This window comes from Ferrovibrio sp., assembly GCF_035304305.1.
GTDB lineage: Bacteria > Pseudomonadota > Alphaproteobacteria > Ferrovibrionales > Ferrovibrionaceae > Ferrovibrio.
The window spans coordinates 1-26,187 of sequence record NZ_DATGQG010000076.1 but is presented as its reverse complement, the minus strand read 5'-3'; the positions used below and the strand labels follow the sequence as shown (position 1 = coordinate 26,187).

General features: G+C 68.2%; 28 protein-coding genes. 11 read left to right on the top strand and 17 right to left on the bottom strand.

Going from position 1 to position 26,187, the window contains the following annotated elements; genetic code table 11:
* Together VKZ87_RS09635 and VKZ87_RS09630 are read left to right on the top strand one after the other, a co-directional pair.
* On the top strand, positions 1-994 hold a 994-nt coding region (locus tag VKZ87_RS09635), incomplete at its 5' end, for a TRAP transporter large permease subunit (protein WP_324221040.1).
* Entirely contained in the window at positions 991-1,902 is a 912-nt protein-coding gene (locus tag VKZ87_RS09630) for a 3-hydroxyacyl-CoA dehydrogenase NAD-binding domain-containing protein (protein ID WP_324221039.1), read from the top strand. The genes VKZ87_RS09635 and VKZ87_RS09630, both read left to right, overlap by 4 nt.
* A 7-nt stretch (positions 1,903-1,909) precedes the next feature.
* Here VKZ87_RS09630 and VKZ87_RS09625 read toward each other — a convergent pair whose 3' ends face one another.
* From VKZ87_RS09625 to ftsE, 5 genes are read right to left on the bottom strand one after another with little or no spacing between them, the layout of a single operon-like run.
* Positions 1,910-2,647, bottom strand: coding sequence for a lysophospholipid acyltransferase family protein (locus tag VKZ87_RS09625; protein WP_324221038.1), 738 nt, complete (start codon positions 2,645-2,647; stop codon positions 1,910-1,912).
* A complete protein-coding gene (locus tag VKZ87_RS09620) occupies positions 2,644-3,357 on the bottom strand; it encodes a YdcF family protein (RefSeq protein ID WP_324221037.1) in 714 nt (237 codons plus the stop codon). The genes VKZ87_RS09625 and VKZ87_RS09620 overlap by 4 nt, the downstream gene beginning before the upstream one ends.
* 3 nt (positions 3,358-3,360) lie before the next feature.
* Positions 3,361-3,933: an HAD-IIIA family hydrolase gene (locus tag VKZ87_RS09615; protein WP_324221036.1), complete on the bottom strand. Its 573-nt coding sequence runs from the start codon at positions 3,931-3,933 to the stop codon at positions 3,361-3,363.
* Positions 3,934-3,943: 10 nt separating this feature from the next.
* Positions 3,944-4,846: a cell division protein FtsX gene (locus VKZ87_RS09610; RefSeq protein WP_324221035.1), complete on the bottom strand. Its 903-nt coding sequence runs from the start codon at positions 4,844-4,846 to the stop codon at positions 3,944-3,946.
* Entirely contained in the window at positions 4,843-5,511 is a 669-nt protein-coding gene (gene ftsE / locus VKZ87_RS09605) for a cell division ATP-binding protein FtsE (RefSeq protein ID WP_324221034.1), read from the bottom strand. Before ftsE ends, VKZ87_RS09610 begins: the two co-directional genes overlap by 4 nt.
* A gap of 129 nt (positions 5,512-5,640) precedes the next feature.
* On the opposite strand from ftsE, the gene VKZ87_RS09600 reads away from it, so the two are divergent.
* Positions 5,641-6,576: an MJ0042-type zinc finger domain-containing protein gene (locus VKZ87_RS09600; RefSeq protein ID WP_324221033.1), complete on the top strand. Its 936-nt coding sequence runs from the start codon at positions 5,641-5,643 to the stop codon at positions 6,574-6,576.
* Here VKZ87_RS09600 and VKZ87_RS09595 read toward each other — a convergent pair.
* A complete protein-coding gene (locus VKZ87_RS09595) occupies positions 6,573-7,664 on the bottom strand; it encodes a tellurite resistance/C4-dicarboxylate transporter family protein (RefSeq protein ID WP_324221032.1) in 1,092 nt (363 codons plus the stop codon). The genes VKZ87_RS09600 and VKZ87_RS09595 overlap by 4 nt on opposite strands.
* Positions 7,665-7,827: 163 nt before the next feature.
* On the opposite strand from VKZ87_RS09595, the gene VKZ87_RS09590 reads away from it, so the two are divergent.
* Entirely contained in the window at positions 7,828-8,202 is a 375-nt protein-coding gene (locus VKZ87_RS09590) for a response regulator (RefSeq protein WP_324221031.1), read from the top strand.
* Here the strand turns inward: VKZ87_RS09590 and VKZ87_RS09585 are convergent.
* A complete protein-coding gene (locus VKZ87_RS09585) occupies positions 8,199-8,600 on the bottom strand; it encodes a VOC family protein (RefSeq protein ID WP_324221030.1) in 402 nt (133 codons plus the stop codon). The two genes, VKZ87_RS09590 and VKZ87_RS09585, sit on opposite strands and share 4 nt — an antisense overlap.
* A gap of 84 nt (positions 8,601-8,684) precedes the next feature.
* Here VKZ87_RS09585 and VKZ87_RS09580 point away from each other — a divergent pair, with 84 nt between their 5' ends.
* Positions 8,685-9,752 (top strand): tartrate dehydrogenase, encoded by a 1,068-nt coding sequence (locus VKZ87_RS09580; RefSeq protein ID WP_324221029.1) that lies wholly within the window; start codon positions 8,685-8,687, stop codon positions 9,750-9,752.
* 133 nt (positions 9,753-9,885) lie between these two features.
* Here VKZ87_RS09580 and VKZ87_RS09575 read toward each other — a convergent pair whose 3' ends face one another.
* Genes VKZ87_RS09575 through argH form a run of 4 tightly spaced genes read right to left on the bottom strand, consistent with a single transcriptional unit; the run spans position 9,886 to position 15,262 of the window.
* Complete coding sequence (locus tag VKZ87_RS09575; protein ID WP_324221028.1) at positions 9,886-12,405, bottom strand: TIGR02302 family protein; 2,520 nt, start codon at positions 12,403-12,405, stop codon at positions 9,886-9,888.
* On the bottom strand, positions 12,381-13,655 hold the full coding sequence (gene lysA, locus VKZ87_RS09570) for a diaminopimelate decarboxylase (protein ID WP_324221041.1): 1,275 nt from the start codon (positions 13,653-13,655) through the stop codon (positions 12,381-12,383). Before lysA ends, VKZ87_RS09575 begins: the two co-directional genes overlap by 25 nt.
* A 19-nt stretch (positions 13,656-13,674) precedes the next feature.
* Positions 13,675-13,821 (bottom strand): hypothetical protein, encoded by a 147-nt coding sequence (locus VKZ87_RS09565; protein ID WP_324221027.1) that lies wholly within the window; start codon positions 13,819-13,821, stop codon positions 13,675-13,677.
* Complete coding sequence (gene argH / locus VKZ87_RS09560) at positions 13,811-15,262, bottom strand: argininosuccinate lyase (protein WP_324221026.1); 1,452 nt, start codon at positions 15,260-15,262, stop codon at positions 13,811-13,813. The genes VKZ87_RS09565 and argH overlap by 11 nt, the downstream gene beginning before the upstream one ends.
* 15 nt (positions 15,263-15,277) lie before the next feature.
* Between argH and VKZ87_RS09555 the strand changes: the two genes are divergently transcribed.
* Together VKZ87_RS09555 and VKZ87_RS09550 are read left to right on the top strand one after the other, a co-directional pair.
* A complete protein-coding gene (locus tag VKZ87_RS09555; protein ID WP_324221025.1) occupies positions 15,278-15,814 on the top strand; it encodes a TlpA disulfide reductase family protein in 537 nt (178 codons plus the stop codon).
* Positions 15,815-15,906: 92 nt separating this feature from the next.
* Positions 15,907-17,862 (top strand): TonB-dependent receptor, encoded by a 1,956-nt coding sequence (locus VKZ87_RS09550; RefSeq protein WP_324221024.1) that lies wholly within the window; start codon positions 15,907-15,909, stop codon positions 17,860-17,862.
* An 83-nt stretch (positions 17,863-17,945) separates the two neighbouring features.
* Here the strand turns inward: VKZ87_RS09550 and VKZ87_RS09545 are convergent, their stop codons facing one another.
* The 4 genes from VKZ87_RS09545 to VKZ87_RS09530 form a co-directional block, all read right to left on the bottom strand.
* Entirely contained in the window at positions 17,946-18,818 is an 873-nt protein-coding gene (locus tag VKZ87_RS09545; protein ID WP_324221023.1) for a 3-hydroxybutyryl-CoA dehydrogenase, read from the bottom strand.
* Positions 18,819-18,845: 27 nt separating this feature from the next.
* On the bottom strand, positions 18,846-19,781 hold the full coding sequence (locus VKZ87_RS09540; RefSeq protein WP_324221022.1) for an electron transfer flavoprotein subunit alpha/FixB family protein: 936 nt from the start codon (positions 19,779-19,781) through the stop codon (positions 18,846-18,848).
* 1 nt (position 19,782) lies between these two features.
* Entirely contained in the window at positions 19,783-20,532 is a 750-nt protein-coding gene (locus tag VKZ87_RS09535; RefSeq protein WP_324221021.1) for an electron transfer flavoprotein subunit beta/FixA family protein, read from the bottom strand.
* A gap of 177 nt (positions 20,533-20,709) precedes the next feature.
* On the bottom strand, positions 20,710-21,855 hold the full coding sequence (locus tag VKZ87_RS09530) for a glycosyltransferase (RefSeq protein ID WP_324221020.1): 1,146 nt from the start codon (positions 21,853-21,855) through the stop codon (positions 20,710-20,712).
* Positions 21,856-21,938: 83 nt separating this feature from the next.
* On the opposite strand from VKZ87_RS09530, the gene VKZ87_RS09525 reads away from it, so the two are divergent.
* Both VKZ87_RS09525 and VKZ87_RS09520 read left to right on the top strand, forming a co-directional pair.
* The gene (locus VKZ87_RS09525; RefSeq protein ID WP_324221019.1) at positions 21,939-22,331 is read left to right on the top strand and encodes a nuclear transport factor 2 family protein; all 393 of its coding nucleotides are present in this window, start codon (positions 21,939-21,941) and stop codon (positions 22,329-22,331) included.
* Positions 22,332-22,344: 13 nt separating this feature from the next.
* Positions 22,345-23,199, top strand: coding sequence for a pirin family protein (locus tag VKZ87_RS09520; protein ID WP_324221018.1), 855 nt, complete (start codon positions 22,345-22,347; stop codon positions 23,197-23,199).
* A 20-nt stretch (positions 23,200-23,219) separates the two neighbouring features.
* Here the strand turns inward: VKZ87_RS09520 and VKZ87_RS09515 are convergent, their stop codons facing one another.
* Together VKZ87_RS09515 and VKZ87_RS09510 are read right to left on the bottom strand one after the other, a co-directional pair.
* Positions 23,220-24,110: an SRPBCC family protein gene (locus VKZ87_RS09515; protein ID WP_324221017.1), complete on the bottom strand. Its 891-nt coding sequence runs from the start codon at positions 24,108-24,110 to the stop codon at positions 23,220-23,222.
* A complete protein-coding gene (locus VKZ87_RS09510) occupies positions 24,107-24,448 on the bottom strand; it encodes a metalloregulator ArsR/SmtB family transcription factor (protein WP_324221016.1) in 342 nt (113 codons plus the stop codon). The genes VKZ87_RS09515 and VKZ87_RS09510 overlap by 4 nt, the downstream gene beginning before the upstream one ends.
* Before the next feature lie 164 nt (positions 24,449-24,612).
* Here VKZ87_RS09510 and VKZ87_RS09505 point away from each other — a divergent pair, with 164 nt between their 5' ends.
* Entirely contained in the window at positions 24,613-25,203 is a 591-nt protein-coding gene (locus tag VKZ87_RS09505; RefSeq protein ID WP_324221015.1) for a hypothetical protein, read from the top strand.
* Between the two features lie 229 nt (positions 25,204-25,432).
* The coding region (locus VKZ87_RS09500; RefSeq protein WP_324221014.1) for a Clp protease N-terminal domain-containing protein at positions 25,433-26,187 on the top strand (755 nt) is incomplete at its 3' end.

Genomic DNA, 26,187 nt, shown 5'->3' with positions numbered 1-26,187 from the left:
CTTCGCCACCATTCACTTCATCGCCATCAACCGCGGCCTGCGGATCGTGCCCGAAGCGGAAATGCCGAGCTGGTCCGTGGCGCTCAATCCGCGCCGGCTCGGACCGATCGTCATCGCCTTCGCGGCCCTGCTGTCCGGCATCCTGACCGGAAAGTCGGTCCAGACCTCGGCCTTTTTCGGCGTGATGGGCCTGTTCGGGTCCTTCCTGCTTCTCAATGTCCGTTCGGTCCGGGATCTGCGGTCCTGCGTGAAGCTGATCGTCGACAGCCTCGAGGATGCCGGCAAGACCCTGGTGATGATCGGCGTGCTGCTTGCGGGAGCCCAGATCCTGGTCAGCATGGTCAATCTGACCGGCCTCGGCGTGGCTCTGTCCACGCTGATTGTGACGCTGGCCGACAACTCGCTCTGGCTGATCGCGCTGATCACGGCCGTGGTCTGCATGATCCTCGGGATGGGCATTCCCACCACGGCGGCCTACGTTCTTGTTGCCGCGGTTCTGGCTCCAGCTCTGGTCAAGGTCGGCATCTCCCCGATCGTGGCCCATATGTTCGTGTTCTATTACGCCACGATCTCGGTGATCACGCCGCCGGTCTGCGTGGCGGTCTTCGTTGCCGCCGGCATTGCCCAGACCGGCTGGCTGGGCGTCGCCCGCGAGGCATGCAAGCTCGGTGCCGTGACATATGTCATTCCCTTCATGTTTCTCGCCTATCCGGGCATGCTGGCCGAAGGCACATGGCTGGATTTTGCCGAGGCCTGCCTTTCCGGCATTGTCTTCACCATGGCCTTTGCGGCCTTCTTCGGCGGCGCGAGATTCTTCGATGCGCGGATACTCAACGCCATTGTCCTGCTCGCGATAGCCGTGCTTTCGGCGCTGCCGACCTGGTATGGCCTGGGCGTCGCTACCTGCGGCTTCGTCGTTCTGCTGGTCTGGCGGCGCCATCGCCTCCGCCCGCCCGCCGAGGTGTCCGCGCCGGTCGAAGCGTCCGCGACATGACATCGCCGAAGACCATTGCGGTCGTGGGCTGCGGCACCGTCGGCGCCAGCTGGGCGGCCCTGTTTCTGGCCCATGGCCTTGATGTCCGGGCGACGGATCCGAAGCCCGAGGCAGAAGCCTATCTGCGGAGCTTCGCTCAAAAGGCGATGGCCCAGCTGCGTGACCTGGGCTGCGCCGGAGAGGGGCAGCTGCATTTCACCACCGACCTGGCGGAAGTGCTGCAGGGCGCCGACTTCGTGCAGGAGAATGCCCCGGAGAATGAAGACCTGAAACGCCGGCTGCTGGCCGAGATCGACGGCAGGCTGCCGCCCGAAGTGATTGTCGCCGGCAGTACCTCGTCACTGCTGCGCAGCCGCCTGGTACAGGATTGCCGGCACAAGGGCAGGCATATCACCGCGCATCCGTTCAATCCGCCGCATCTCATCCCGCTGGTCGAAATCGTCGGCGAGGATACTGCAGTCGTCGAGCGGGCGGTCGCGTTCTACCGGAGCATCGGCCGCAGGCCCGTTGTGCTGAACCGGGAAATGCCGGGCCATATCGCCAACCGCCTCTCGTCGGCGCTCTGGCGCGAGGCGGTATATCTGGTCGAACAGGGCGTGGCCAGCGTGGCCGATATCGATGCCGCCATCACCCATGGCCCGGGGCTGCGCTGGGCAGCGGTGGGGCCGCATATGGCCTATCACCTTGGCGGCGGCGAAGGCGGCATCCGGCATTATCTGGAACATCTGGGACCGAGCCAGGTGCGCCGCTGGGCGTCGCTGGGATCGCCGAGTTTCGATGACGCGACCAGGGCCGCGCTGATCGAGGGCGTGCTTGAGGAAGCGGGTGGTCGCTCGATCGCCGAACTGGAAGCCGAACGGGATGCGCTTCTGCAGGCGATCGTCAGAATCCGCAGGGAACCCGGATAGCAGCCGCTCAGCGCAGGCCGAATTCCCGCCGCGTATCCGCCTCCAGCTTCGCATTCTCCGTCTCGATGCGGGTCTCGAGTTCGGTCATGAAGGCGTCGCGGCCCAGTCCCGGCGGAATGGGCGGCAGGAACCGCAGCACGATGCGGCCCGGCGGGCGCTTCCAGCCATGCTTGGGCCAGAAGAAACCGGAATTCACCGCCGCCGGCACGCAGGGAATCTTCAGGTTCTGATACAGCGCGGCGACGCCCGGCTGGTAGGGCGCGGTCTCGCCCGGCCGGGTGCGGGTGCCCTGCGGGAAGATCACGATATGCCGGCCGCGCTTCACCGCCTCGCGCGCCTGGCCGAGCATCTGCTTCAGTGCCCGCGCGCCGCCATCGCGGTCGACGGCGATCATCTCCTGCGCCTTGGTCAGCGCGCCGTAGATCGGGACCCGGTGCAGCTCCTGCTTCATCACGATGGCGGGCATGTCGAACAGCGCCAGCACCACCGCGGTGTCCCACAGCGACTGGTGCTTGGCGGCGATCAGCGCCGGACCGTCGGGGATATGCTCGCGACCCTCGATGACGCAGTCGATGCCGGCGACGGTTTTCAACAGCCGGTCGATGCCGCGCGACCAGAGCTTGCCGATGGCGACGATGGGGCGCTGTTTGCCCAGCGCCAGCGGCAGCAGACTGCAGAGGGCGAGCAGGGTGCTCCAGCCGTAGAAGGCCGCCTGGAAGAGCAGCGAACGGACGGCGAGGATCACGAGGCGGTTCCGCTCGCGACAGAGGCCGGCATGGGTCCGCCGGCGACCAGGCTTTCCAGCCGGGCGCGCAGCAGGGCGGCGAGGTATTTGGTGTATTCGCCGAGCAGGAAGACGGTGGCAGTCTGGCGGCGCCACCAGTCCTCGACGCGCAGCGTGTCGGAGCGCACGGCATGGGGCACGATGGTGACGCCCGGCAGGCGGCGGCCGAACTCGGCCAGGCTGCGCGGCATATGGTAGTTCGAGGTCACCAGGCGGATCGTGCGCACGCCATGGCTCTCCGCCCATTCCGCGGCTTCCACGGCATTGCCCTCGGTGTTGGCCGCCTCGAAATCGAGATCGACGCAGCATTCGAACAGCAGCTGCAGATCGATGCCCTCCCAGTTGCCCGACGCCTGCGCCGCGTCGGGCATCGCGGGCAGCACGGCCTGCAGCAGTGAGGCCTTGCTGGCGCTGGGGCTGACGCCGGAGATCAGCAGGCGTTCGGCCTTGTTGTCGTTCAGCAGCCGCAGGGCGGTGGCGAGTCGCGCCGTGCCGCCGGTCAGCACGACGATGGCATCGGTGCGCTCCTCTGAGGGCTGCGGCAGGGTCTCGACGCGCTCGATATAGACGAAGGCGCCGCCCAGCCAGACCAGCAGCAGGGCCACGAGGATGCTGAACCAGCGTTTCAGCCGGGTGGAGAACGGCGTAGCTGTCCTGTTCCTGCGCGCCATGCGTCAATCCGTTACTGCATCCTGGCTGGCGGCCGTCAGGCGGTCCACCGCGTCGTTCAGGGTCTCCGTCACTGTGACCGGCAGCAGCTCCGGGGGCAATCCCTTCGCCAGTTCCGCGCGCCCCTTGCCGGTGCGCACCAGGATGCGGCGGCAACCGGCGGTTTTGGCCGCCTGCATGTCGGTGATGCTGTCGCCGATGAAGACCGTGTCCTCGGGCGCGGTGCGGAAGCGCGCCATCGCCTCGCGCAGCATGCCGGGACCGGGCTTGCGCCGGTCGGTGGCGGCCCAGGGCGGATCGGGCGCGAAAAAGATCGCGTCCAGTTTCGCGCCGGATGAATCCTGGGCCGCAAGCCGGCTGCGCAGATGGTCGTGGATGAGGTGCAGCCGCGCCTCGTCGATCATGCCGCGGCCGATGCAGGACTGGTTGGTGCAGACCGCAACCGGCCAGCCGCGCGCGTTGAGCGCCGCGATGGCGCGGCCCACGCCCGGCAGCAGATGCAGCTCGTCCGGCGTCTTCACGAAACCGTCGGGACCTTCCTCGTTCAGCACGCCGTCGCGGTCGAGCAGGATCAGCATGGCGTTCGCCCTACAGCATCGCGCGCAGCTCGCCGAGCACGGCGAGCCTTGCCGTCGTCATGGCCAGCAGGATCGCGGCACCCGGCAGCACGGCGAGCGCGAGCCAGTGCCACCAGACCAGCGCCAGCCCGGGCAGCATGCCGGTGCCGACGCGGCCGGCCAGCAGCTGGATCGCGATCAGGACGAGAATCGCGACGAGGCTGCCGGCCACTCCGCCGCGCCAGGCCTGGCGGCCGACATGGCGCTGGAACTGCCGCGCGATATAGCCGTCCTCCGCGCCCATCAGGTGCAGCAGCTCGATGGTGTCGCGCCGCGCGGCGAGGCCGGCGCGGGTGGCGAAGATCACCATGGCGGCCGAGGCCAGCCCGACCAGCAGCACGATGCCGAAGCCGAGGCTCTGCAGCATGCGGCCGAGCTGGATCAGGCGGTCGAGCCAGGGTTTCGGATCGTCGATGCGGGCGCCGGGCACCGCCGCCTGCAGCCGCGCCTGAAGGGCCTCGACGGACAGTGGTGCCTGCTCGTCGAGCGTCACGTCGATCAGGCCGGGCAGGGGGAGGTCCGCCTGCATCGCCTCGCGACCCAGCCACGGCTCCAGCAGGGCTTCCACGGCGGGCCGCTCCAGCGGCACCGCGCTGGCCACGCCCGGCACGCTGCGCAGGACCTCCAGTGCCTTCGCGATGCGCGGCGCCATCGCCTCACCGGGCCGGTCGGCGATCTGCACCGTCAGCCTGGACGAGACGCCGCGCCGCCAGTCGTCGATGCTGCCGTCCAGCGCCAGCGCGCCGGCCAGCGCCAGCGCGGCGAGGAAGACCATCACCGCCAGCGCCCAGGGCAGGAAGCGGCTGCCGGAATCGGCATCCAGCTGCAGGTCGGAGGGGCGCAGGGGCAGCGCCTGCTTGCGGCGGAAGATCACGCGGCATTCCTCTCGATGCCGAGCTGGCCCTGGCGCAGCCGCATCACCGGAAATCTGAACCGCTGCAGCAGATGCGTGTCGTGGGTCGCCAGCACGATGGCGGTGCCGAGCTTGTTCAGCTCGACGAAGAGGTACATCAGCCGCTGCGCCATCTCGGGGTCGACGTTGCCGGTCGGCTCGTCGGCCAGCAGCAGGGCAGGGCGCGCGATCACGGCACGGGCGATCGCCACGCGCTGCTTCTCGCCGCCCGACAGGGTGGCCGGCCGCGCCTCCAGCTTGTCGCCCAGCCCGACCCAGCTCAGCAGTTCCACCACATGCTCGCGGGTGCGCTTCTCGTCGGCGCCGGCGATGCGCAGCGGCAGGGCGACATTGTCCAGCGCGGTGAGGTGGTCGAGCAGGCGGAAGTCCTGGAACACAACGCCGATGCGCCGCCGCAGCATCGGCAGGGCGGCCCGGCTGGTGGTGGAAACGTCCTGGCCGAACATGGAAATCAGGCCGCGGCTCGGCCGCTGCGCAAGGTAGAGCAGCTTCAGCAGCGAGGTCTTGCCCGCGCCGCTCGGCCCCGCCAGAAAGTGGAACGAGCCGGGGCTGAGCTCGAAACTGACGTCGCGCAGCACCTCCGGCCCCGGACCGTAGCGCATGCCGACATTCTGGAATCGCACCACGTCCCGATCTCCAACGCCTTATCCGCCAATATCTTGCGGGGGCCTAGCCTTGCTTCGGCGGCCCTGTCCGTCCTATAAGGGAAAGCATCCGGAAACGCAAAAGGGGGTCGCTCAGGCGGGTTCTCAGGGATGATCCTCAGCTGCCCCAACTGCGCCACCCGTTTCTTCGTCGAGGATACCGTCTTCGGTTCCGCGCGCCGCAAGGTGCGCTGCTCGCGCTGCCGCCATGTCTGGCAGCAGGATCCCCTGCCCGAGGACTGGGAGCCCCCGCCGCCGCCCGGCAGCCCCGAATCGGCCCCGCAGCCCGAGCCGCCGCCCCCGCCACCGCCGACCCCGGAGCCGCCCCGGCCCGAGCCGCCCAGGGCTCCGCCGCCGCCTCCGCCCCCGCCGCCACCCCAAGCGTCGATGGTGGACGAGATGCCGCCTCCGCCGCGCATCTCCGGCTTCGACGAGGATGACGACGACCTGCTGCTGGAGGACGACCGTCCGCCGCTGCGTCCGCCGCTGGACGAGCCGCCGTCGACCGTGGACGACGACGATCCCGACGCCGTGCTGGCCCGCCGCCGCGAGCGCCTTGCCCAGGCCGGGGTGCAGCGGCCGCCGAGCCAGCCCAAGCCCAGGCGCTCGCTGGCCTGGGTCGGCTGGCTGCTGCTGATCGCGCTGCTCGGCGCGGTGATCGGCGGCGGCTACGAGAAGCGGGCCGAACTGATCAGCTTCTATCCGCCGCTGGCGAAGCTCTACGAGCAGCTCGGCATCCCGGTCGAGGCCGCGGAATGGCTCGGGCTGGAGCTGCACAATCTGCGGTCTGCCACCGTGCTGGATGACGGCGAGACCAAGATCGCGATCACCGGCGAGGTGGTGAATGTCGGCGGCGCCGAGCGCGACGTGCCGGCCCTGCGGGTAGCGATGCGCGGCGCCGACGGCCAGGAGCTGGCCGCCCATACGGTGGCGCTGGAGCAGTCCCGCATCGGCGCCGACGAGACGCTGAGCTTCGACCTCAAGCTGCCTGCCCCGCGCGAGGAAGTCACCGACCTGGAAGTCGCCTTCGCGGCGTCGCAGCCCTAGGAGGCTTCGGCGGCCGGCTGATCGTCGCGCCGGCGCAGCAGGCTGCGCAGCATGCCGTAAAAGGTCAGGCCCCAGGCCGCCAGCGCCGCGTAGAGAAACACCGGCGGGATCCATGACAGGAAATCGAGCGTCATGGCCTGCGCCATTTCCGCGGAGCAGACCGCATACATGCCGAGCGGGAAGACCGCACCCCAGTAGAGCGGATCGTAGCGCAGCGGGAAGCGTCGCCACAGATGCCGCCACAGCGCCAGCACGACCAGCATGGGAATCCACCAGCTGGCCGTCGCCCAGTAGAAGACGGTGAAGCCCTTCAGGAAGGGCAGCAGGGAGGCGAGGAAAGGGGCTTCGGGCGCATTGGCGATCAGGCGCGCGCCGGCCAGGGTCGAGATCGCCATGGCGCCCATGTTGATCCAGTAGGGCGGCGCCAGATCGCCAGGCGAGAAGCGGAAGAAGACGTAGCGGTAGAAGATCAGCGTCATCGTCCAGATGTAGAGCATGCCGCCCCACAGCCACATCGAGAGCGCGAGGAAGTTGAGCTCGAGCCGCCAGGGCTGCGGTGCCTGCGCCGCCAGCAGCGCGCCAAGCACGGCAACCGACTGCGTCGCCACCACCGCCAGCAGCCAGCCGCCATGGATGCCCTCGGCCAGCGACGGCTTGTCATGCCTGACCGCCAGGGCGGCGAAGATCGCATAGGTCAGCGCGAACCAGAGCAGGGCGCCGAGCAGCCACAGCGCCAGCGCCGGCCCCGGATGGCCGGCCAGCAGCATCTGGCTGCCCAGCACGCAGGTGGCAGCGACGGTGGTGAAGAAGCCGGGGCCACGGTGATGATCGGCCAGATCGGCCGCCATGCGGCGCGGATGCCACGCCAGCCGCAGCAGGCTGAGCAGCCAGAGCAGCCCGTAAGCGACGACATTGAGGTCGAACAGAACGGCGGCGATGAGCGGCCGGCCCTGCAGTTCGGCCGCGATGGCGACGATACCGGTCGCCATGACCAGGGCGAAATAGGAGGGGGAGAGTCCGGCCAGTGCGGCGCGCAACCCGGTCCGGGGCGCCTGGTCCCGGTCAGCTCGAGAAATGAGATGCGGCATCCGGTCTCCTAGGAAAACGCAGGTATGGCCCGGTCGGAAAAGGATCGCAACAGGCGCTTCGCACGCCCGTACTGCGATTATTTGGATTAATTAAGATCAACCGATCATTTGCCCTGCGGCCTTTCGATGCTAGCTTCGGACCTGACCGGTTCAGGAGGCAGGAATGGCGCGGATTCTGGTGGCTGAAGACGAGGTGCCGATGCGCGCCTTCATCCGCCGCGTCCTGGCGATGCGGGGCCACGAGGTCGTGGCCGTCGCCGACGGCGCCGAGGCCGTGCAGAAGCTGAGCCGCGAATCCTTCGATCTGCTGATTACCGATATCGGCATGCCCAACATGGACGGTGTCGAGCTGGCTCTGAAGGCGGCGCGCGACTGGCCGGATCTGCGCCTGCTGCTGATGTCAGGCCTGCCGCTGGAGCGCCAGCAGGCCCATGGCATCGGCGAGCTGGCCCAGGCGGTGCTGCAGAAGCCGTTCACCATGGTGGCCCTGAACGACGCCGTGGAAGCAGCGCTCGGCGCCGCGAGGGTCGAGGCCTAGTCGTTGGTGGCGAGCTGGTTGGCGATCTCGATCAGGTTGCCGTCCGGGTCGCGGATATAGACCGACAGGATCGGCCCGGTCGCGCCGGTGCGCCGCACCGGACCCTCGATGACCTCGGCGCCGCCGGCCTGCAGCCGCGCCTGCACCGCGGCAATCGGCTCTCGGGTGAGGAAGCACAGATCGGCCGAGCCCGGCACCGGCCGCAGCGCCTTGGGCTCGAACTCACGGCCCGCCTCATGCAGGTTGATCTTCTGGTTGCCGAAGGCCAGCGCCACCCGGACCGAGCCGTCGGCGGTGGTGAAACGCGCCTCCTTCATGCCGAGCAGCTTCTCATAGAAGGCGACGGTGGCCGCGATGTCGCGCACCGTCAGCACCAGATGGTCCAGCGAATCGATCATGGACAAATCGTAGCACAGGATGCTGACGGGGCGCCCGCAACCTGCTTAAGTCTCCCCCGGAGTGAAACGAAGGACTCAGGACGCATGGCAAAGCACAGGATCGCAACCATCCCCGGCGACGGCATCGGCAAGGAAGTGGTGCCGGAGGGCCTGCGGGTGATGGATGAGGCGGCGCGCCGCTTCAGCATCGACTTCCAGTTCGACCATTTCGACTGGAGCTGCGACTACTACCTCAAGCATGGCCGCATGATGCCGGAGGACTGGAAGGAGAAGATCGGCGGCCATGACGCGATCTTCTTCGGCGCGGTCGGCTGGCCCGAGAAGGTGCCGGACCACATCTCGCTCTGGGGTTCGCTGATCCAGTGGCGCCGCGAATTCGACCAGTATGTCAACCTGCGCCCGGTGCGCCTGATGCCGGGCATTCCGTCGCCGCTGGCCAACCGCAAGGTCGGCGACATCGACTTCTATGTCGTGCGCGAGAATACCGAGGGCGAGTATTCGTCCATCGGCGGCCGTATGTTCGGCGGCACCGAGCGCGAATTCGTCATCCAGGAAACCGTGCTCAGCCGCACCGGCACCGACCGCATCCTGAAATTCGCCTTCGATCTGGCGCGCAGCCGGCCGAAGAAGCATCTCACCTCGGCGACCAAGTCGAACGGCATCTCGATCACCATGCCCTACTGGGACGAGCGGGTCGCCGAGATGCAGAAGACCTATCCCGACGTGCGCGTCGACAAGTACCACATCGACATCCTGACGGCGCATTTCGTGCAGCATCCCGACTGGTTCGACGTCGTGGTGGGCTCCAACCTGTTCGGCGACATCCTGTCCGATCTCGGCCCGGCCTGCACCGGCACCATCGGCATCGCGCCCTCGGCCAATCTCAACCCGGAGCGCAAATTCCCCTCGCTGTTCGAGCCGGTGCACGGCTCGGCGCCGGATATCGCCGGCAAGGGCATCGCCAATCCGGTCGGCCAGATCTGGTGCGGCGCCATGATGCTCGAGCATCTCGGCCACAAGGACGCCGCCGATGCGGTGATGAAGGCGATCGAGGAGGTGCTGGAAGCCGGCCCGCGCACGCCCGACATGGGCGGCCAGGCCAGCACCCGCGACGTCGGCAAGGCCATCGCCGAGGCGGTGGCGAAGGGGTAGGGCTTCGAGTCCGCGACAAGCCCCGTTCACAAATCGTCACCCTAGCGCAAAGCGCGAGGGTCCAACGCCTATCCGTGCGCGGATAGACGGGGTGGACCCTCGGCTGCGCCGAGGGTGACGGCTTCTTTTGATATCAGAACCGCCGCAGCAGGCGTTCGAGATAGTCGAGCTCGAGCTGGTCGCGTTCGCGGTTGCCGGCGCGGCGCTGCAGTTCCTCGAGGATGCGGCGGGCGCGTTCGACGGGGCCCATGTCGGGTACGGCGTCGCCGCGGGCATTCTCGTCATAGCCACCGAGATTGCGGCCGAAGGGATCGCGGTCGGGATTGCGCTGGTTCTGCCGCGCATCGGCGGATGGCGCCTGTCCGTCGGGATTGCCGCGCTGCGCTTGGCGCAGTTCGTTGAGGCCCTGCCGCAGCTGGTCCAGCGCGTCGTTCTGTCCCTGCATGGCCTCGCCTGGCTCGCCGCGGCGCAGCGCCTCGCGGGCATCGCGCATGGCGCGGTCGGCGCGGCCGAGCTGCTCGGGCAGGTCCATGCCGCGTTCGGCCAGGCGGCCCATCATCTCGCCCAGGCGCCGGCGCAGTTCCTCCTGCTGGCGCGCATCGGCCTCGTTCTCGCCGCCCGGCTGTCCGGGCTGGCCCGGCTGGCCGCGGCCGAACTGCTGGCTGCGGCGGAAGGAGCGATCGAGAAGCTGCTGCTGCTGGCGCAGCATCTCGCCGAATTCCTGCATCATCTGGCCCTGTCCGCCCTGGCCGCGCTGGCCTCTCTGGCCGCGCTGCCCCGGCTGGCGGCCTTCCGGCATGCGGGCGAGCCGGCCGTTCTTCATCGCCTCCAGCATGCGCTGCATCTGCTGCAGCATCTCGCGGGCCTGGTCGCGCTCGCCCATGCGCGCCATGTCCTGCGCCTGGTCCATCATGTCCTGCAGGTCTTCCTCGGTCAGCGCCTCGGCGTCCTCGTCAAGCTCCTCCAGTTCCTCGCCGCGCGCCAGTCGTTCCATCGCCTCGCGCATCATCTCTTCCATGAGGCGGTTCATCGCCTCGCGCATCTCGTTCATGAGGCGCTGGATTTCCTCGTCATCGGCATTGCGGTCGAGCGCTTCCTGCAGCCGCTCCATCAGCGCCTGGAACTCTTCCTCGGCCGGGCTGCGGCGGCCGGATTCCACATGCAGGGCGGTCTGCCACAGCAGGCTCTGCACCGAGGCCAGCGATTCCGCCGAGCGGTTGAGCGAAAGCCTGGCTGCGGCCATGCGCATGCCGAGATGCACGGTGGCATCCTCGCGGTAGAGTTCCGGCGCCAGCGTCAGCGCGCGCAGGGCGGCGGCCACGCGCTGCCACTGCGCCGGCCGCAGCGCCAGTTCGCGGCGCTGCTCGACGATCGCCTTCGCGACCGGATGGTTGAAGCGCCGCGCCGGCAGCGTCACCTTGACCGTCTCGCTGCGCCCGCTCTGCTCGCGCGCGTCGGTGCCGATCAGGGCCAGATCGACTTCCAGTCCCGCCCAGGGATGTTCGGTGAGATCGAACTTCTGGCGGTCGGCGACGGCGCCGGAAGCGGCGGGCGGCACTGGCCAGTCCACCAGCACCGGCTCCTCGGCCTCGGCGTGGCGCAGTTCGATCCGCACCGTCTGAAGGCCGTAATCGTCATAGGCCTCGAAGCCGATCTCGAGCTCGTTGCGCTTGTTGCCCTTCGGCGTCTCGGCGAGATCGATCACCGGCGGCTGGTCCGGCACCATGTCCAGGCGCCACTCGGCGAAGGGCTTGTCGCGCCGCAGCAGCGTCAGCATCGGTGTCGCGCCCTGCGTCAGATCGAGTGCGAGGTCGAGCTCGCCATTGCGCTCGTCGATCGGCTTGAGCGCCTGCGTGCGGTTGCCGAATTTCAGCGAGAAGCCCGAGGGCGGCGCGGCGAGGCGGAGTTTCAGCAGGCTGCCATCGGGGATCGACAGCGTGTCGGCTGCCGCCTGCTCGGCCTGATGCATCGGCTTGCCGTCGCGGCTCAGGAAGATCGGCGCCCGGCCGGTATAGGGCGGCGGCGTGATCCAGGCTTCCAGCACGATGGCGGTGCCATGCGGCAGCGCGGTGCCGGGATTGATCGTGTCGGCCAGCCGCTGGGCGCGATCCTCGCCCGGCGTCGCCCAGGCGATCACCAGCAGCAGGCCGAGCCCCGCACGCAGGCCCCAGATGTCGCGGCGCCACCAGCCGGCTTCCGGCGTGCCGACGCGCACCGCAGACAGTTTCTCCAGCGCGCGGCGACGGTGCAGCGTCCAGAGCGCGCGGGCGATCGGGTCGGTCTGTTCGGCGGGCAGGCGGTCGGCCGCGGCTTCCAGCGGGCGATGGTCGAGCAGATTGACGCGTTCCAGCCGGCGCGTCGCCTCGGCGCGATCGGGCCAGCGCAGTCCGCGCAGGCCGAACACCAGCGCCGCGACGAAGCCGCCGGCAAAGCCGATGAGCAGCAGCCAGTGCAGCCAGACCGGCAGGAAGCGCCAGACGTCGAAACCGGCGAGGATGAGGAGAAGGGCGAGGACATAGCCGGCCGGCATCAGGCCCGGCCAGAAGCGCTCCCAGAACAGCGCCGCGCGCGCCAGCGCGAGCCGGCGCTCCAGTGCCGGACTGAAGCCCGTCGCCGTGTCGGTGGTGGTTACGCTGTCGCCTCGCTGAGCCACGCCGGCATGGTCTCCAAAGCCGTCATCTCATCAATGCTAGGGCGTCGGCGGGTGATGGCAAATTCGCTACCCCGGACCATGACCTCCGGCGCCAGTGGCCGCGCGTTGTAGGTCGAGGCCATGACGGAACTATAGGCGCCGGCCGAAAGGATGGCGAGCAAATCTCCGTGTGACATTGGCGGCATCGGGCGCGCCTCGGCGAACAGGTCGGCGCTTTCGCAGACCGGGCCGACGATGTCGACCGGCTCCAGCTTTGTCCCGGATTGCGGCGCTTTTACCGGCACGATCCGGTGGTAGGCGTCATACATGGCCGGCCGGATCAGGTCGTTCATGCCGGCATCCAGGATCAGGAAGCTCTTGGTTGCGGTCCGCTTCACGAAGGTGACGCGGCTGAGCAGCAGGCCGGCATTGCCGACGAGATAGCGACCCGGCTCCAGCGCGATCTCGCAGCCCAGGGGGAGGATATGCTTGCGCACCAGAGCGGCATAGTCGCGCGGATCCGGCGGCGTCTCGCCGTTGTAGCGGATGCCGATGCCGCCGCCGAGATCGACGCGGCGGATGTCATGGCCCGCCCTGCGCAGGCTGGTCACCAGCTCGGCGACGCGCTCGAAGGTCGACTCATAAGGCTCCAGATCGATGAGCTGGCTGCCGATATGGACATGCACGCCAATGACACGAATGCCGGGCAGTCTTGCCGCCAGCGCATAGACCTCGCCGGCCCGCTGGTAGGCGATGCCGAACTTGTTCTCCGCCTTGCCGGTGGTGATCTTCCTGTGCGTCCTGGCATCCACGTCGGGGTTGATGCGGATGGCAATGGGCGCTTCTTTGCCCTGCGCCTTCGCGACTTCCGACAGGGCTTCCAGCTCGGCCTCGGATTCGACGTTGAACTGGGCGATGCCGTGCTTCAGCCCGAGCGCCATTTCCTCGCGCGTCTTGCCGACGCCGGCGAAGATGATCTTTCCTGCCGGGATGCCGGCCTTGAGCGCCAGCTGCAGCTCGCCGCCGGAAACCACGTCGGCGCCGGCGCCCAGCCGGGCGAAGACGCGCAGCACGGCCAGGCTGGCATTGGCCTTCACCGCATAGGCGATCAGGTGGTCGGTGCCGGCGAAGGCGTCGCTCAGGCTCCTGTAGCGGTCTTCCAGCGCCTGGTGGCTGTAGACATAGGCCGGCGTGCCGACTTCGGCGGCGATGCGCGACAGCGGCACGCCTTCGGCATGAAGTTCATTGTCGCGATAGGCGAACCAGGGCAATCCGGTCATGGCGGCGATCTCAGTAATAGCGGACGGGTTCGCCGCGGCGTTCCAGGGTTCCCGGGCGTTCGATGGCGTCGGGCGGGTAGTCGGGATAGTCCTTGCGGCCGCAGCCGGCGATGCCGGCGGCGAGCAGCAGCATAACGAGAAGCGTCCTAGCGCGCATCGTAGGCCGCCTTCGCCAGCTGGCGGCGCCAGCGGGCGATCTGCTTCTTCACGTTGGCCGGCGCCGTGCCGCCGTAGGAGACGCGGCTCTTGACCGAGTTGTCGACGCCGAGAACGGCGAAGACATCCTTTGTGATGCGCTTCTCGACCGTCTGCATCTCGGCCAGCGACAGCGCCTCAATCGGCTTGTTCTGCTGCTCGGCCAGCCGCACGATGCGACCGGCGACGTGATGGGCGCTGCGGAACGGCATGTTCAGCCTGCGCACGCACCAGTCGGCCAGGTCGGTGGCGGTGGTGTAGCCCTCGCCGGCGGCCTCATGCATGCGCGCCTCGTTGGCCTTCAGGTCGGCGATCATGCCGGCCGTGGCGGCGATGCAGAGTTCGAGGCTGTCGACCGCGTCGAAGGTCGGCTCCTTGTCCTCCTGCATGTCCTTGCCGTAGGTCATCGGCAGGCCCTTCATGGTGATCAGCAGGGCATTCATGTCACCGATGATGCGGCCGACCTTGCCGCGCACCAGCTCGGCGGCATCGGGATTGCGCTTCTGCGGCATGATCGACGAGCCGGTGGTGAAGGCATCCGAGAGCGTGATGAAGCGGAACTGCGCCGAGGTCCAGATGACGATCTCTTCCGCCAGGCGCGACAGATGCACGGCGCAGATCGCCGCCGCCGAAAGGAATTCCAGCGCGTAGTCGCGGTCGGAAACGGCGTCGAGCGAATTGGCCATCGGGGCGCGGAAGCCCAGCGCCTTGGCCGTGCTCTCGCGGTCGATGGGCAGCGACGTACCGGCCAGCGCGGCGGCGCCGAGCGGCGATTCGTTCAGGCGGGCGCGGGCGTCGCGCAGGCGCCCGCGGTCGCGGCCGAACATCTCGACATAGGCCAGCAGGTGATGGCCGAAGGTCACCGGCTGGGCCGCCTGCAGGTGGGTGAAGCCCGGCATCACCGTCGCGGCATATTCCTCGGCGCGGGTCAGCAGCTTGTCCTGCAGGTCGTGCAGGCCGGTATCGATGCGGTCGATCGCATCGCGCACCCAGAGGCGGAAATCGGTCGCCACCTGGTCGTTGCGCGAGCGTGCCGTATGCAGCCGCTTGGCCGGTTCGCCGATCAGCTCGGCCAGCCGCGCCTCGACATGCATGTGGATGTCTTCCAGCGCCGGATCGATCTTCAGCTTGCCGGCCTCGATCTCCTTCAGGATGGTCTGCAGCCCGGCCACGATCTTCCGGCCGTCGGCGGCGGTGATCAGGCCCTGCGCCACCAGCATGCGGCAATGGGCGATCGAGCCGGCGATATCCTGCCGGTACAGCCGCTTGTCGAAGGCGATGGAGGCATTGATCTCGGTCATGATCGCCGCCGGGCCTGCGGCAAAACGCCCGCCCCACATGGTGTTGGCGGCTTTGGGTTGCCGGAGCCGTGCGGCTGTCTTATCTGTCTTGCGTGCGCGCATTATGAGGAGATCGGAATGCTCAAGCGGTTGGTCGTGATTCTGTTGCTCGGCCTGCCGAGCCTGGCGCAGGCGGCCGAATTCCCGCTCGACGGCGAGATGCGCAAATTTACCCCGTGGACCGAGCGGAAGCCAGTCGCGCTGGCCGAATTCCTCGACGAAAAGGATCGTCCCACGACGCTGGAAGCCTTCCGCGGCAAGGTCGTGCTGCTCAATCTCTGGGCCACCTGGTGCGTGCCCTGCCGCGAGGAGATGCCGGCGCTCGACAAGCTGCAGGCCCAGCGCGGCGGCGCGGATTTCGAGGTCGTGGCGGTGGCGCAGGATCGCGGCGGCCGCGAGAAGGTGGAGAAGTTCCTTGCCGAGATCGGCACCGAGCGCCTCAAGCCCTATCTCGACACCAGCATGAGATCGGCCCGCGCCTGGACCTCGGTGGGCCTGCCGACCACCCTGCTGATCGACCGCCAGGGCCGCGAGGTCGGCCGCCTCGTCGGCGGCGCCGACTGGGCCTCGCCGGAAGCCCTGCGCCTGATCGATACCCTGATCGCCCAGAACTGAATTGCGGCGGCTCCACCCCGGTGGGACATTGCGCTCTCCGAAAATGTTATATTATAACATAACAGAAATTAATTCTGATTCGGGGGATTTCCATGCGGCATGCGGGTCTGATGCTGGGCGTCAGCGTCCTTTGTGTTCTGGCGGCCACGGCAGCGGCCCAGCAGGCGGCGCCCGACGCGGCTGTCCGTCTCGATCCGGTGGTGGTTTCGGCGCCGCTGGCTTCGAGCCGGTCGCAGATCGTCGAGGGCGTTACGGTCCTGGAGGGGGCGCGGCTTGAGCGCCTGCGTGGCGGCAATCTGGGCGAGATGCTGGAGCGCACCCCGGGGGTTTCCTCCACCCAGTTCGGCCCGGGCGCCAGCCGGCCGGTCATCCGCGGCCAGGGCGGCCCGCGGGTGCGGGTCCTGCAGAACGGCACCGACAGTTTCGATGCCTCTGTGGTCAGCCCCGATCATGCCGTCACTGTGCCGCCCGGCGGCATCCGGCGCATCGAGGTGCTGCGCGGTCCGGCCGGCCTGCTCTACGGCTCGTCGGCCATCGGCGGCGTGGTGAACGTCATTGACGGCCGCATTCCCGACGCCATGCCTGCGAAGGGCGCGGCCGGCGAGGCGCGGCTCGGTTATGGCACCGGTGCCGGGGAGGCAAGCGGCTTCGCCGGCATCGATGCCGCGGTGAGCGACCGCTTCGTGCTGCACGGCGAGGGCGGCTTCCTCGACGCCAACGACTACCGGTCCGCGGGCACCGGCCGGATCGACAACAGCGCCATGCGCGACCGCAACGGCGCCATCGGCGGCTCCTGGCTCGGAGACCGCGGCCATGCCGGCCTGTCGGTGGCCCGCTTCGAAAGCTATTACGGCATTCCGGGCGGCGGCGAGGAAAGCGGCGTGCGGATCGACATGGACCAGACCCGCCTCGACACCCGCTTCGGCCTCTATGAGCCTTTCGGCTTTCTCGACGAACTGCGCGTCAGCCTCGGCTATGCCGACTATGCCCACAGGGAAATCGAGGGCAGCGGCGAGGTCGGCACGCGCTTCAGCAACGACAGCTGGGAGACGCGCATCGAAGCGGTGCACCGGCCCCTCGGCGGCATCGAGGGCGTGATCGGCCTGCAGGGCGGCAGCCGCGATTTCAGCGCCGTCGGGGAGGAAGCCTTCGTGCCGCCCACCGTCACCGACACGCTCGCGCTGTTCGCGCTGGAGCGCCTTGAGGCCGGACCATGGCTCTTCTCGCTGGGCGGACGCATCGAGCGTCAGCAAATCGAGGCCGGCACGCTCGGCCGGGACCGCCGCTTCAACGCCTGGTCAGCCGCCGCCAGCGCGACCTATCGCTTCAACGACGCCTGGAGCACCGGCCTGTCGCTGTCGCGCACCGAGCGCGGGCCCGGCGCGGAGGAGCTGTTCTCAGACGGCCCCCATCTCGCTACCCGTGCATTCGAGCGGGGCGACGCGTCCCTGGGCAAGGAAATCGCCTGGCATGCAGAATGGTCGCTGAAGCGGGTCGCGGGCGACGTCACCGGGGGACTGAACCTGTTCGCCACGCGCTATCGCGATTTCATCTTCGGCGATTTTACCGGCGAGGAGGAAGACGGATTGCAGGTGCTGCAATACCGCCAGACCGATGCCGATTTCATCGGCGGCGAACTGGAGCTCGGCTGGATCTTCCATCGTGGCCCGGGCTACACGCTCGGCATCGACGGAGCGCTGGATTACGTCGAAGCCCGGCAGCGCAACGGTGCGCCGCTGCCGCTGATCCCGCCCTTCGGCTACAGCTTCGGCTTCAATGTGGAGACGGCGGCGGTGGATTTCCGCGCCGGGATCGACGGCGTGCTGGCGCAGGACCGCAACGCGCCGCACGAGAGCGAGACCGGCGGCTACACGCTGCTGAACGCGGCGATCACCTGGCGGCCGTTTGCGTCGAACCGCAATATCGCGCTGCTGCTGCAGGGCCGCAACCTCACCGACGAGGACGGCCGCAACCATGTCTCGCTGCTGAAGGACGAGGTGCCGATCCGCGGCCGCGAGGCGCGGCTGGACGCAAGAGTGACGTTCTGAACGTGGCAGCGGGAGGCCAGCCTCTACAGGGCAGGCAAAAGAAAGGGGCCATATGGCCCCTTTTGCCTTCCGGTTGTCGCCGCTCAGCGCGTCGGGGTCGGATGTTCGCCGCGGTAGTCGTAGAAGCCGCGGTTGGTCTTGCGGCCGAGCCAGCCGGCCTCGACATACTTCACCAGCAGCGGGCAGGGGCGGTACTTGCTGTCGGCCAGGCCCTCGTAGAGCACCTGCATGATGGAGAGGCAGGTATCCAAGCCGATGAAATCGGCCAGCTGCAGCGGGCCCATCGGATGGTTGGCGCCCAGCCGCATCGCGGTGTCGATCGCTTCCACCGAGCCGACGCCCTCGTAGAGGGTGTAGATCGCCTCGTTGATCATCGGCAGCAGGATGCGGTTGACGATGAAGGCCGGGAAGTCTTCCGAGTTGGCCGGCTGCTTGCCCAGCTTGATGGTGAGGTCGCGGACCTTGTGGAAAGTCTCCTCGTCGGTGGCGATGCCGCGGATCAGCTCGACCAGCTGCATCACCGGCACCGGGTTCATGAAATGCATGCCCATGAACTTCTCGGGCCGGTCGGTCGCCGAGGCCAGGCGGGTGACCGAGATCGACGAGGTGTTGGTGGCGAGGATCGCGTCCTTCTTCAGCACCGGGCAGAGATCGGCGAAGATCTTCTTCTTCACGCCCTCGTTCTCGGTCGCCGCCTCGACCACGAAATCGGTCTCGGCGAAGGCCTTGATGTCGGCGGTGGTATGAATGCGGGCAAGCGCGGCGGCGCGGTCGGCCTCGGTGATCTTGCCGCGGGCGATCTGCCGGTTCATGTTGGCCGAGATGACGTCGAGCGCCTTGGCCAGCTGTTCGGCGTTGATGTCCTGCAGGACGACGTCAAAGCCGGCCAGCGCGCAGACATGGGCGATGCCGTTGCCCATCTGGCCGGCGCCGATAACACCGATGGTCTTGATCATGCCGGTCCCCGGTCCGCTGTTCTGCGCTTACTTCGACAGTTCCTGCTCGAGCTCGGGCAGGATCTTGAACAGGTCGCCGACCAGGCCGTAATCGGCGACCTGGAAGATCGGCGCCTCCTCGTCCTTGTTGATGGCGACGATCACCTTCGAATCCTTCATGCCGGCGAGATGCTGGATCGCGCCCGAGATGCCGACGGCGATGTAGAGCTGCGGCGCCACGATCTTGCCGGTCTGGCCGACCTGGTAGTCGTTCGGCACGAAGCCGGCATCGACGGCTGCGCGGCTCGCGCCCACGGCGGCGCCGAGCTTGTCGGCGACGGCCTCGATCAGCTTGAAATTCTCGCCCGAGCCCATGCCGCGGCCGCCCGAGATGACGATCTTGGCCGAGGTCAGTTCCGGACGGTCCGACTTCTGCAGCTCCTGGCCGAGGAACTTCGACAGGCCCGGATCGGCCTGCGCCTCGCCCTTCTCGATGGCGGCCGAGCCGCCTTCCGCGGCGGCGGCCTGGAAGCCGGTCGAGCGCACGGTGATGACCTTGATCGGGTCGGACGACTGCACGGTCGCCATGGCGTTGCCGGCATAGATCGGGCGCACGAAGGTGTCTTCCGACTTCACTTCGACGATGCCCGAGATCTGCATCACGTCGAGCAGGGCGGCGACGCGCGGCATCACGTTCTTGCCCGAGGTGCTCTCGGAGGCCAGCACGGCCTTGTAGGTCTTCGCCAGGCCGGCCACCAGCGGGGCCAGCGCCTCCGCCAGGCCATGGGCGTAATGCGGCGCCTCGACCTGGATGACCTTGGCAACGCCGGCGATCTTCGCGGCGGCCTCGGCGGCCGGGCCGCAATTCTCGCCCGCCACCAGCACATGCACCTCGCCGCCGATCTTGGTCGCGGCGGTCACGGTGTTCAGCGTCGAGCCCTTCAGCGAGGCGTTATCGTGATCGGCAAGGACCAGGCAGCTCATCTCAGATCACTCCCGCTTCGGTCTTCAGCTTCTGCACAAGGGTGGCGACATCCGGCACCTTGATGCCGGCGGCGCGCTTCGGCGGCTCGTCGACGCTCAGCGTCTTCAGCCGCGGCGCGATGTCGACGCCGAGATCCTCCGGCGTCTTCTCGTCGATCGGCTTCTTCTTCGCCTTCATGATGTTGGGCAGCGAGGCGTAGCGCGGCTCGTTCAGGCGCAGGTCGGTGGTCACCACCGCCGGCAGCTTCAGCTCGACGGTCTCGAGGCCGCCATCGACCTCGCGCACCACCTTGGCGCTGCCGCCCTCGAGCGTGACCTTGTTGGCGAAGGTGCCCTGCGGCCAGTTCATCAGCGCGGCCAGCATCTGGCCGGTCTGGTTGCTGTCGTCATCGATCGCCTGCTTGCCGACGATGACCAGCTGCGGCTGCTCGTCGGCGCAGATCTTGGCGAGGATCTTGGCCACCGCCAGCGGCTGCACTTCGGCGTCGGTCTTCACCAGGATGCCGCGGTCGGCGCCCATGGCCAGCGCGGTGCGGATGGTCTCCTGCGCCTGGGCCGGGCCGACCGAGACGGCGACGACTTCGGTCGCGGTGCCCGCTTCCTTCAGCCGCACGGCTTCCTCGACGGCGATTTCGTCGAAGGGGTTCATCGACATCTTGACGTTCGCGAGATCGACACCGGTCTTGTCCGGCTTCACCCGGATCTTGACGTTGAAGTCAACCACGCGCTTGACCGCGACCAGAACCTTCATGGACGTGAAACCCTGTGCGTTAGAGACGGTTGCGAGCGATACAATTCGGCGAGTATGCGGAACGGCCCTGAGGGGCCCGGCGCTTTTCGCAGCGCACACTATAACCCGCCGGAAACCCTGTCAACGAACCGCAACCGGACTTGACGTATGGTCAAGTGCTTGTGGTGCCGGGGAAAATTACCGGATGCCGCGCGCTGCGGCGGCTTCCGCGTAGACCGCTTCATAACGCGCGACGATGGTCGGCAGGCTGAAATTCTCTTCCGCGCGCCGTCGTGCAAGGGACTGCATCTCCGCGCGCTGCTCGGGGCTGCGGGCCAGCACCTGCATGACGGCCGCGGCGAGAGCCTGCGGGTCGCGCGGCTTCGTGACGATGCCGCAATCGCCCAGGATGGCTGCGGCGTCGCCGACATCGGTCGCCACGCAGGGCGTGCCGGTCGCCAGCGCCTCGCCCAGCACGTTGGGAAATCCCTCGCCATAGGCCGAGGTGAGCAGGAAGACGTCCAGTCCTGCCAGCAGCGCCGGCACGTCCTGCCGCTCGCCGAGCAGATGCAGGCGGCCGCCCAGCCGCTGCCGAGCCGCCGCCAGCATGGCGTTCGCGGCGGTGCAGCCGCGGCCGGCCAGCAGGAAATGCAGGTCGGGCTCGCGCCCGGCGAGCTGTTCGGCCATGGCGATGAAGGTGCCGTGATCCTTCATCGGATCGAGGCGCGCGAGCATGCCGGCCAGCCGCGCGGTATCAGGCAGGCCGAGTTCCCGGCGCAGCGCGCCGGCGGCGTCCGGCTGCGGGCGGAACACCGTCATGTCGAAGCCGTTCGGAATGTCGATCCAGCGCTTCGGCCGGTAGCCGAGCGCGACGTGATGCCGCTTGCCGGCTTCGGAATTGGTGATGATGAAAGCGGGGCGGCGCGACAGCACGGCATCGGCGCGCAGCACCAGGCGCGTGCTGGCGGCGTAATCCGCGAGGTTCATGTCGGAGCAGCGCAGGTTCCAGGCGAGCAGGCTTCTGCTGCCGGAAAAGGCATGGGCCAGCGTGCCGGCCAGATCGGCATGGTAGAGCCAGGTCTGCAGGATGTCGGGCTGCATGTTGGCGATCAGCCGTGCCAGCGCCAGCATCCTGCCCGGCAGCGCGATGCCGCCGCGCATGCCCAGCGCATGGACGGCAATGCCGGCCTGCCGCAGCCGCGGCCCGATCACGCCCTCGTCCTTCAGGCTGACCACCACATTGCGGAAGCGGCCATGGTCCATCCCGGTGACGAGCTTCTCGAGCATGCGCTCGGCGCCGCCGGTATCCAGGCTGGTGATGAGGTGGAGGATGCGGATGGTCATTACATGTCCGGGCCGGCCTCATCCGTGTTTACGGGAGGCGGCGCACGGCGTAAAGGCTGGAGACGTCTTATAGGGAGGCCGGATTGGACCAGGCGATTCTCGATTCCTATTATGCCGCGCTGAAGGCCGGCGACTTCGCCGCGCTGGAGCGTCTGCTGACGCCCGGGGTCTGCGTGCGCTATTACGGTCCGCCCGGCCTGCTGCCCTGGGGCGGCGTGCATGAGGGCTTCGACGCCTACCGCCGGTTCCTCGGCCTGGTGCGCGAGCATCTGGAAATCATCGAGGTGGTGCAGGAGGCGGTGATCGCCGAGGGCGAATGGATCGTGGTGCTCGGCCGCGGCGCCTGGCGGGCGCGGGCGACGGGACGCGACATCACCGCCAGCATGACCAATGTCTTCCGCATCGATGGCGGGCGGATCGCCGAATACCGCGTCTATACCGACACCGCCGCCTTCGCCGCGGCGCTGGCGCCGTGACTTCGGGAGACCCATGCAGCCCCGCACCCTGAAACGCCTGCATCCGGCTTACCGCGACGACATCGCCGACCTGACCACGCGTCGGCCCTTGCCCGGTCCGGCGCTGGAGCAGCTCGATCCCTTTCTCTTTCTCAATCATCACGGGCCGCAGACCTATCCGCCCGGCAACCGCGGCCTGCCCTTCGGCCCGCATCCCCATCGCGGCTTCGAGACCGTCACCTTCATTCTTGAGGGCAATCTCGCGCATCTCGATTCCGGCGGGCATGAAAGCGTGATCGAGGCCGGCGGCGTGCAGTGGATGACGGCGGGCAGCGGCCTGGTGCATGCCGAACTCTCGCCCGCCAGCTTCAGGCGCCAGGGCGGCCCGCTGGAAATCCTGCAGCTCTGGGTCAATCTGCCGGCGAGGCTGAAGATGACGCCGCCGCGCTATACCGGCCTGCAGCGGGACGCGATTCCGGCCGTCGTCCTGGATGACGGCCGCGTGACGCTGAACCTGATCGCCGGCGACCATGACGGCCGGCGCGGACCCTTCGACTCTCTCACCGGCGTCTGGATGAGCACGGTAGCGCTGCAAGCCGGCGGCAGCCTGTCACTGCCGGTGCCGCGCGGGCGCAACGTCTTCCTCTATGTCGTGCGCGGCGACATCCGCATCGCCGGCGCGCCGGGCAAGCCCTTCCATCTGGCCGAGCTGAACGATGACGGCGACGGAGTGCACATTGCGGCAGACAGCGACGCCGTGCTGCTGCTCGGCCATGCCGAGTCGATCAACGAACCCGTCGTCTCCTACGGGCCTTTCGTGATGAACACGGCGGACGAGATCCGCCAGGCTGTGCGCGATTACCAGGACGGCAAACTGGGCAGCCTCTGATACCGGAGGCTGCCACCGCTTCAGCGCGACAGGACGAAGCCTTCCAGTTTGCCGAGCGTCTGCAGGCCCAGCTCCACGGCGCCGAAACCCTTCGCCGCCTCGAACTCGGCCGCGGTATTGAAGACCATCGCCAGCGTGACCTTCGTCGATCCGCCCTGGTCCTCCAGTACGGCCCAGGCATCGGCATGTTTCGGGCCGTTCTCGCCCCAGTGCAGCGTGTAGGCGATGCTGTCTTCCGCGCGGACCTCGCCGTAGCGATGATGGTTGGGATAGACCGTGCCGTCCGGGCCGATCATGTCGAAGACCCATTCGCCGCCGGTCCCCAGGTTGATCCGTTTGGTCCGGCAGGAAAAGCCGTCCGGCCCCCACCATTGCGGCAGCGTCTCGGGATTCATCCAGGCCGCCCAGACCAGCCGGCGCGGCGCTTTGATCACGCGCTCAAGCACCATGGTGCGCGCGGCCACCTGGCCGAGATTGTCGAGCCCCGCGCCGAAGCCGTCGCGATAGCCGGCCGCCATGTCCGTCGCCAGCGAGGAGAGCTGCACCGTCACGGCAAGCCGGCTGCGCTGCTCTGTGCCCGAGAATTCCGCCGTCACCAGCGCCGCCGACTGCGCGACGCCGTCGCAGGAGACGACTTCATAATTCACGCTGCGCCGTGAGGGCTGCAGATCCAGCCAGCCGGCCTCGCAGCGCAGATCGGGCTGCCCGGCGACCCGGCAGAGGGAAACCTCGCGCCCGCCGACGCGGCTGTCGGCCTCGAGGAATTCCACGGTGACCGAGGGCGAGGGTGCGGCCCAGAGTTTCCGCGCCGAGGGCGCCGTCCAGGCCTGCCACAGGGCCGATACCGGCGCGGCGATGGCGCGCTCGAAGCGCAGGGTTGCGAAACGGTCCGAAACGGCGGCCTCAGTCATTTCTCGGTTTCCTTCATCATGCTGGTCACGAAGGCATCCAGGCGGTCGAGCCGGGCCTCCCAGATCGCCCGCTGCTCGTCCATCCAGCTCCGCGCCGGGGCCAGCGCCTCCGGCACGAGGGCGCAGACACGGGTCCGGCCGGCCTTGGCCGTCGAGATCAGTCCGGCTTCCTCCAGCACCGAGAGATGCCGCATCACCGTCGGCAGGCGCAGCCCCGTGGGGGCGGCCAGTTCCGTCACCGGCGCGGGCTCGCGGGCCAGCCGGGTCAGGATCGCCCGCCGGGTCGGATCCGCCAGCGCATGGAACAGCCGCGAGAGATCGGGATCATGCTTAGACATATTGCTAACTATCAACGGATCTGACGTCGACGCAAGCGAAAACTTCGCAGGATTGCTAACTATTATCCATCTCCAGACCCATCCGGAACAAATATTGACTTCTAGGAAAATATACTATATATGTTCTCTCCTCGCAAGGAGAACACGCTCAAGGAGACCGTGCCATGGCCCGCCCCGCCTATGATCCCTTCAAGGACGAATCCCTCGGCCAGAGGCCGAAGCGCAGACCGGCGATCAGGATCGACTGGAAAACCATTGCCACCCGCATGGCCGAAGGCGCCGCGGCGCAGGTCGTGGCGGCCGATCTCGGCCTGGCGGAAGAGCGCATCTGGCGGCATCTGCGGCGCAGCCTGCGCTTCCGGCATTACCTGACCCAGGCGATCGAGCGCCGGCGGCTCACCGCCCAGCTGCAGATCAACGCCCTGGGTGGTGCGGCGGCGGTCAGCCGGCTGCTGCAGCCCGACAGCATGGACGGCGCCACCCTGCAGGCCCTGCTGGGCCGGGCCGACTCTGCGGCGGGAGAGGCCGGGGATGTGGTCAAGCTGCTGGGCGAGACGGGCGGCGCGCCGCCCAACATGGCGCTGCGGGCGCGGATCAGGGCAGAGCGGGCGAGAATGGACGCCGTGGTGGCCCAGTGCAAAGCGGACGTCGCCGCCCGCTATCCGGATATGTGGGCGGAGACCGCCGACTCCGGGAAGGGCGCAGCGGATTCCAGCGGGCCGCAGCGGACTCTGGCGGACTCCAGCGGGCCGTAGCGGGCTCCAGTGGACTCCAGCGGACCACAGTGGGTTCCAGCGGGCTCCAGTGGGCCGCAGCGGACTCCGGCGGGCATCCACGAACGAACGCCGCCTGCAACGGGCCAGGATTCAGCGAAGCTCCCCTTGTACCCGGCTGCGGATTTCCCACATCTCTGCTGCGGGGCCTGACCGCGATCTGCCCGAACGGGGGATCGCAAACCGGGCCGCCTGATGAGGAGAGTTTCCGATGGATCTTGAAAAATATACCGAGCGCAGCCGCGGCTTCCTGCAGGCGGCGCAGACCATGGCACTGGCCCGCGGGCATCAGCGTTTCTCCCCCGAACATCTGCTGAAAGTTCTGATCGACGACCCGGAAGGCATGGCGGCCGGCCTGATCCGTGCCGCCGGCGGCCGGCCCGAGACCGCGAAGCAGCGCAACGAGGATGCGCTGGCGAAGATTCCGCGCGTCGAAGGCGGTGGCGCGGGCCAGCTTTATCTGGCGCCCGAGATGGCGCGCCTGTTCGAGACCGCCGAGCAGCTGCGCGAGAAATCCGGCGACAGCTTCATCGCCGCCGAGCGCCTGCTGCAGGCCGTCGCGCTCCAGGCCGGCACCCCGGCGGCCGACGCGCTGAAACAGGCCGGTGTCACGCCGCAGAGCCTCGAGAAAGCCATCCAGGACATGCGTAAAGGCAGAAAGGCGGATTCCGCGTCCGCCGAGCAGGCCTATGACGCGCTGAAGAAATATGCCCGCGATCTGACCGAGGCGGCGGAAGCCGGCAAGCTCGATCCGGTGATCGGCCGCGACGAGGAAATCCGCCGGACCATCCAGGTCCTGTCGCGGCGCACCAAGAACAATCCCGTGCTGATCGGCGAACCCGGCGTCGGCAAGACCGCCATCGTCGAGGGTCTCGCCCTGCGTATTGCCAAGGGCGACGTGCCGGAAAGCCTGAAGGACAAGCGCCTGATGGCGCTCGACCTCGGCGCCATGATCGCCGGCGCGAA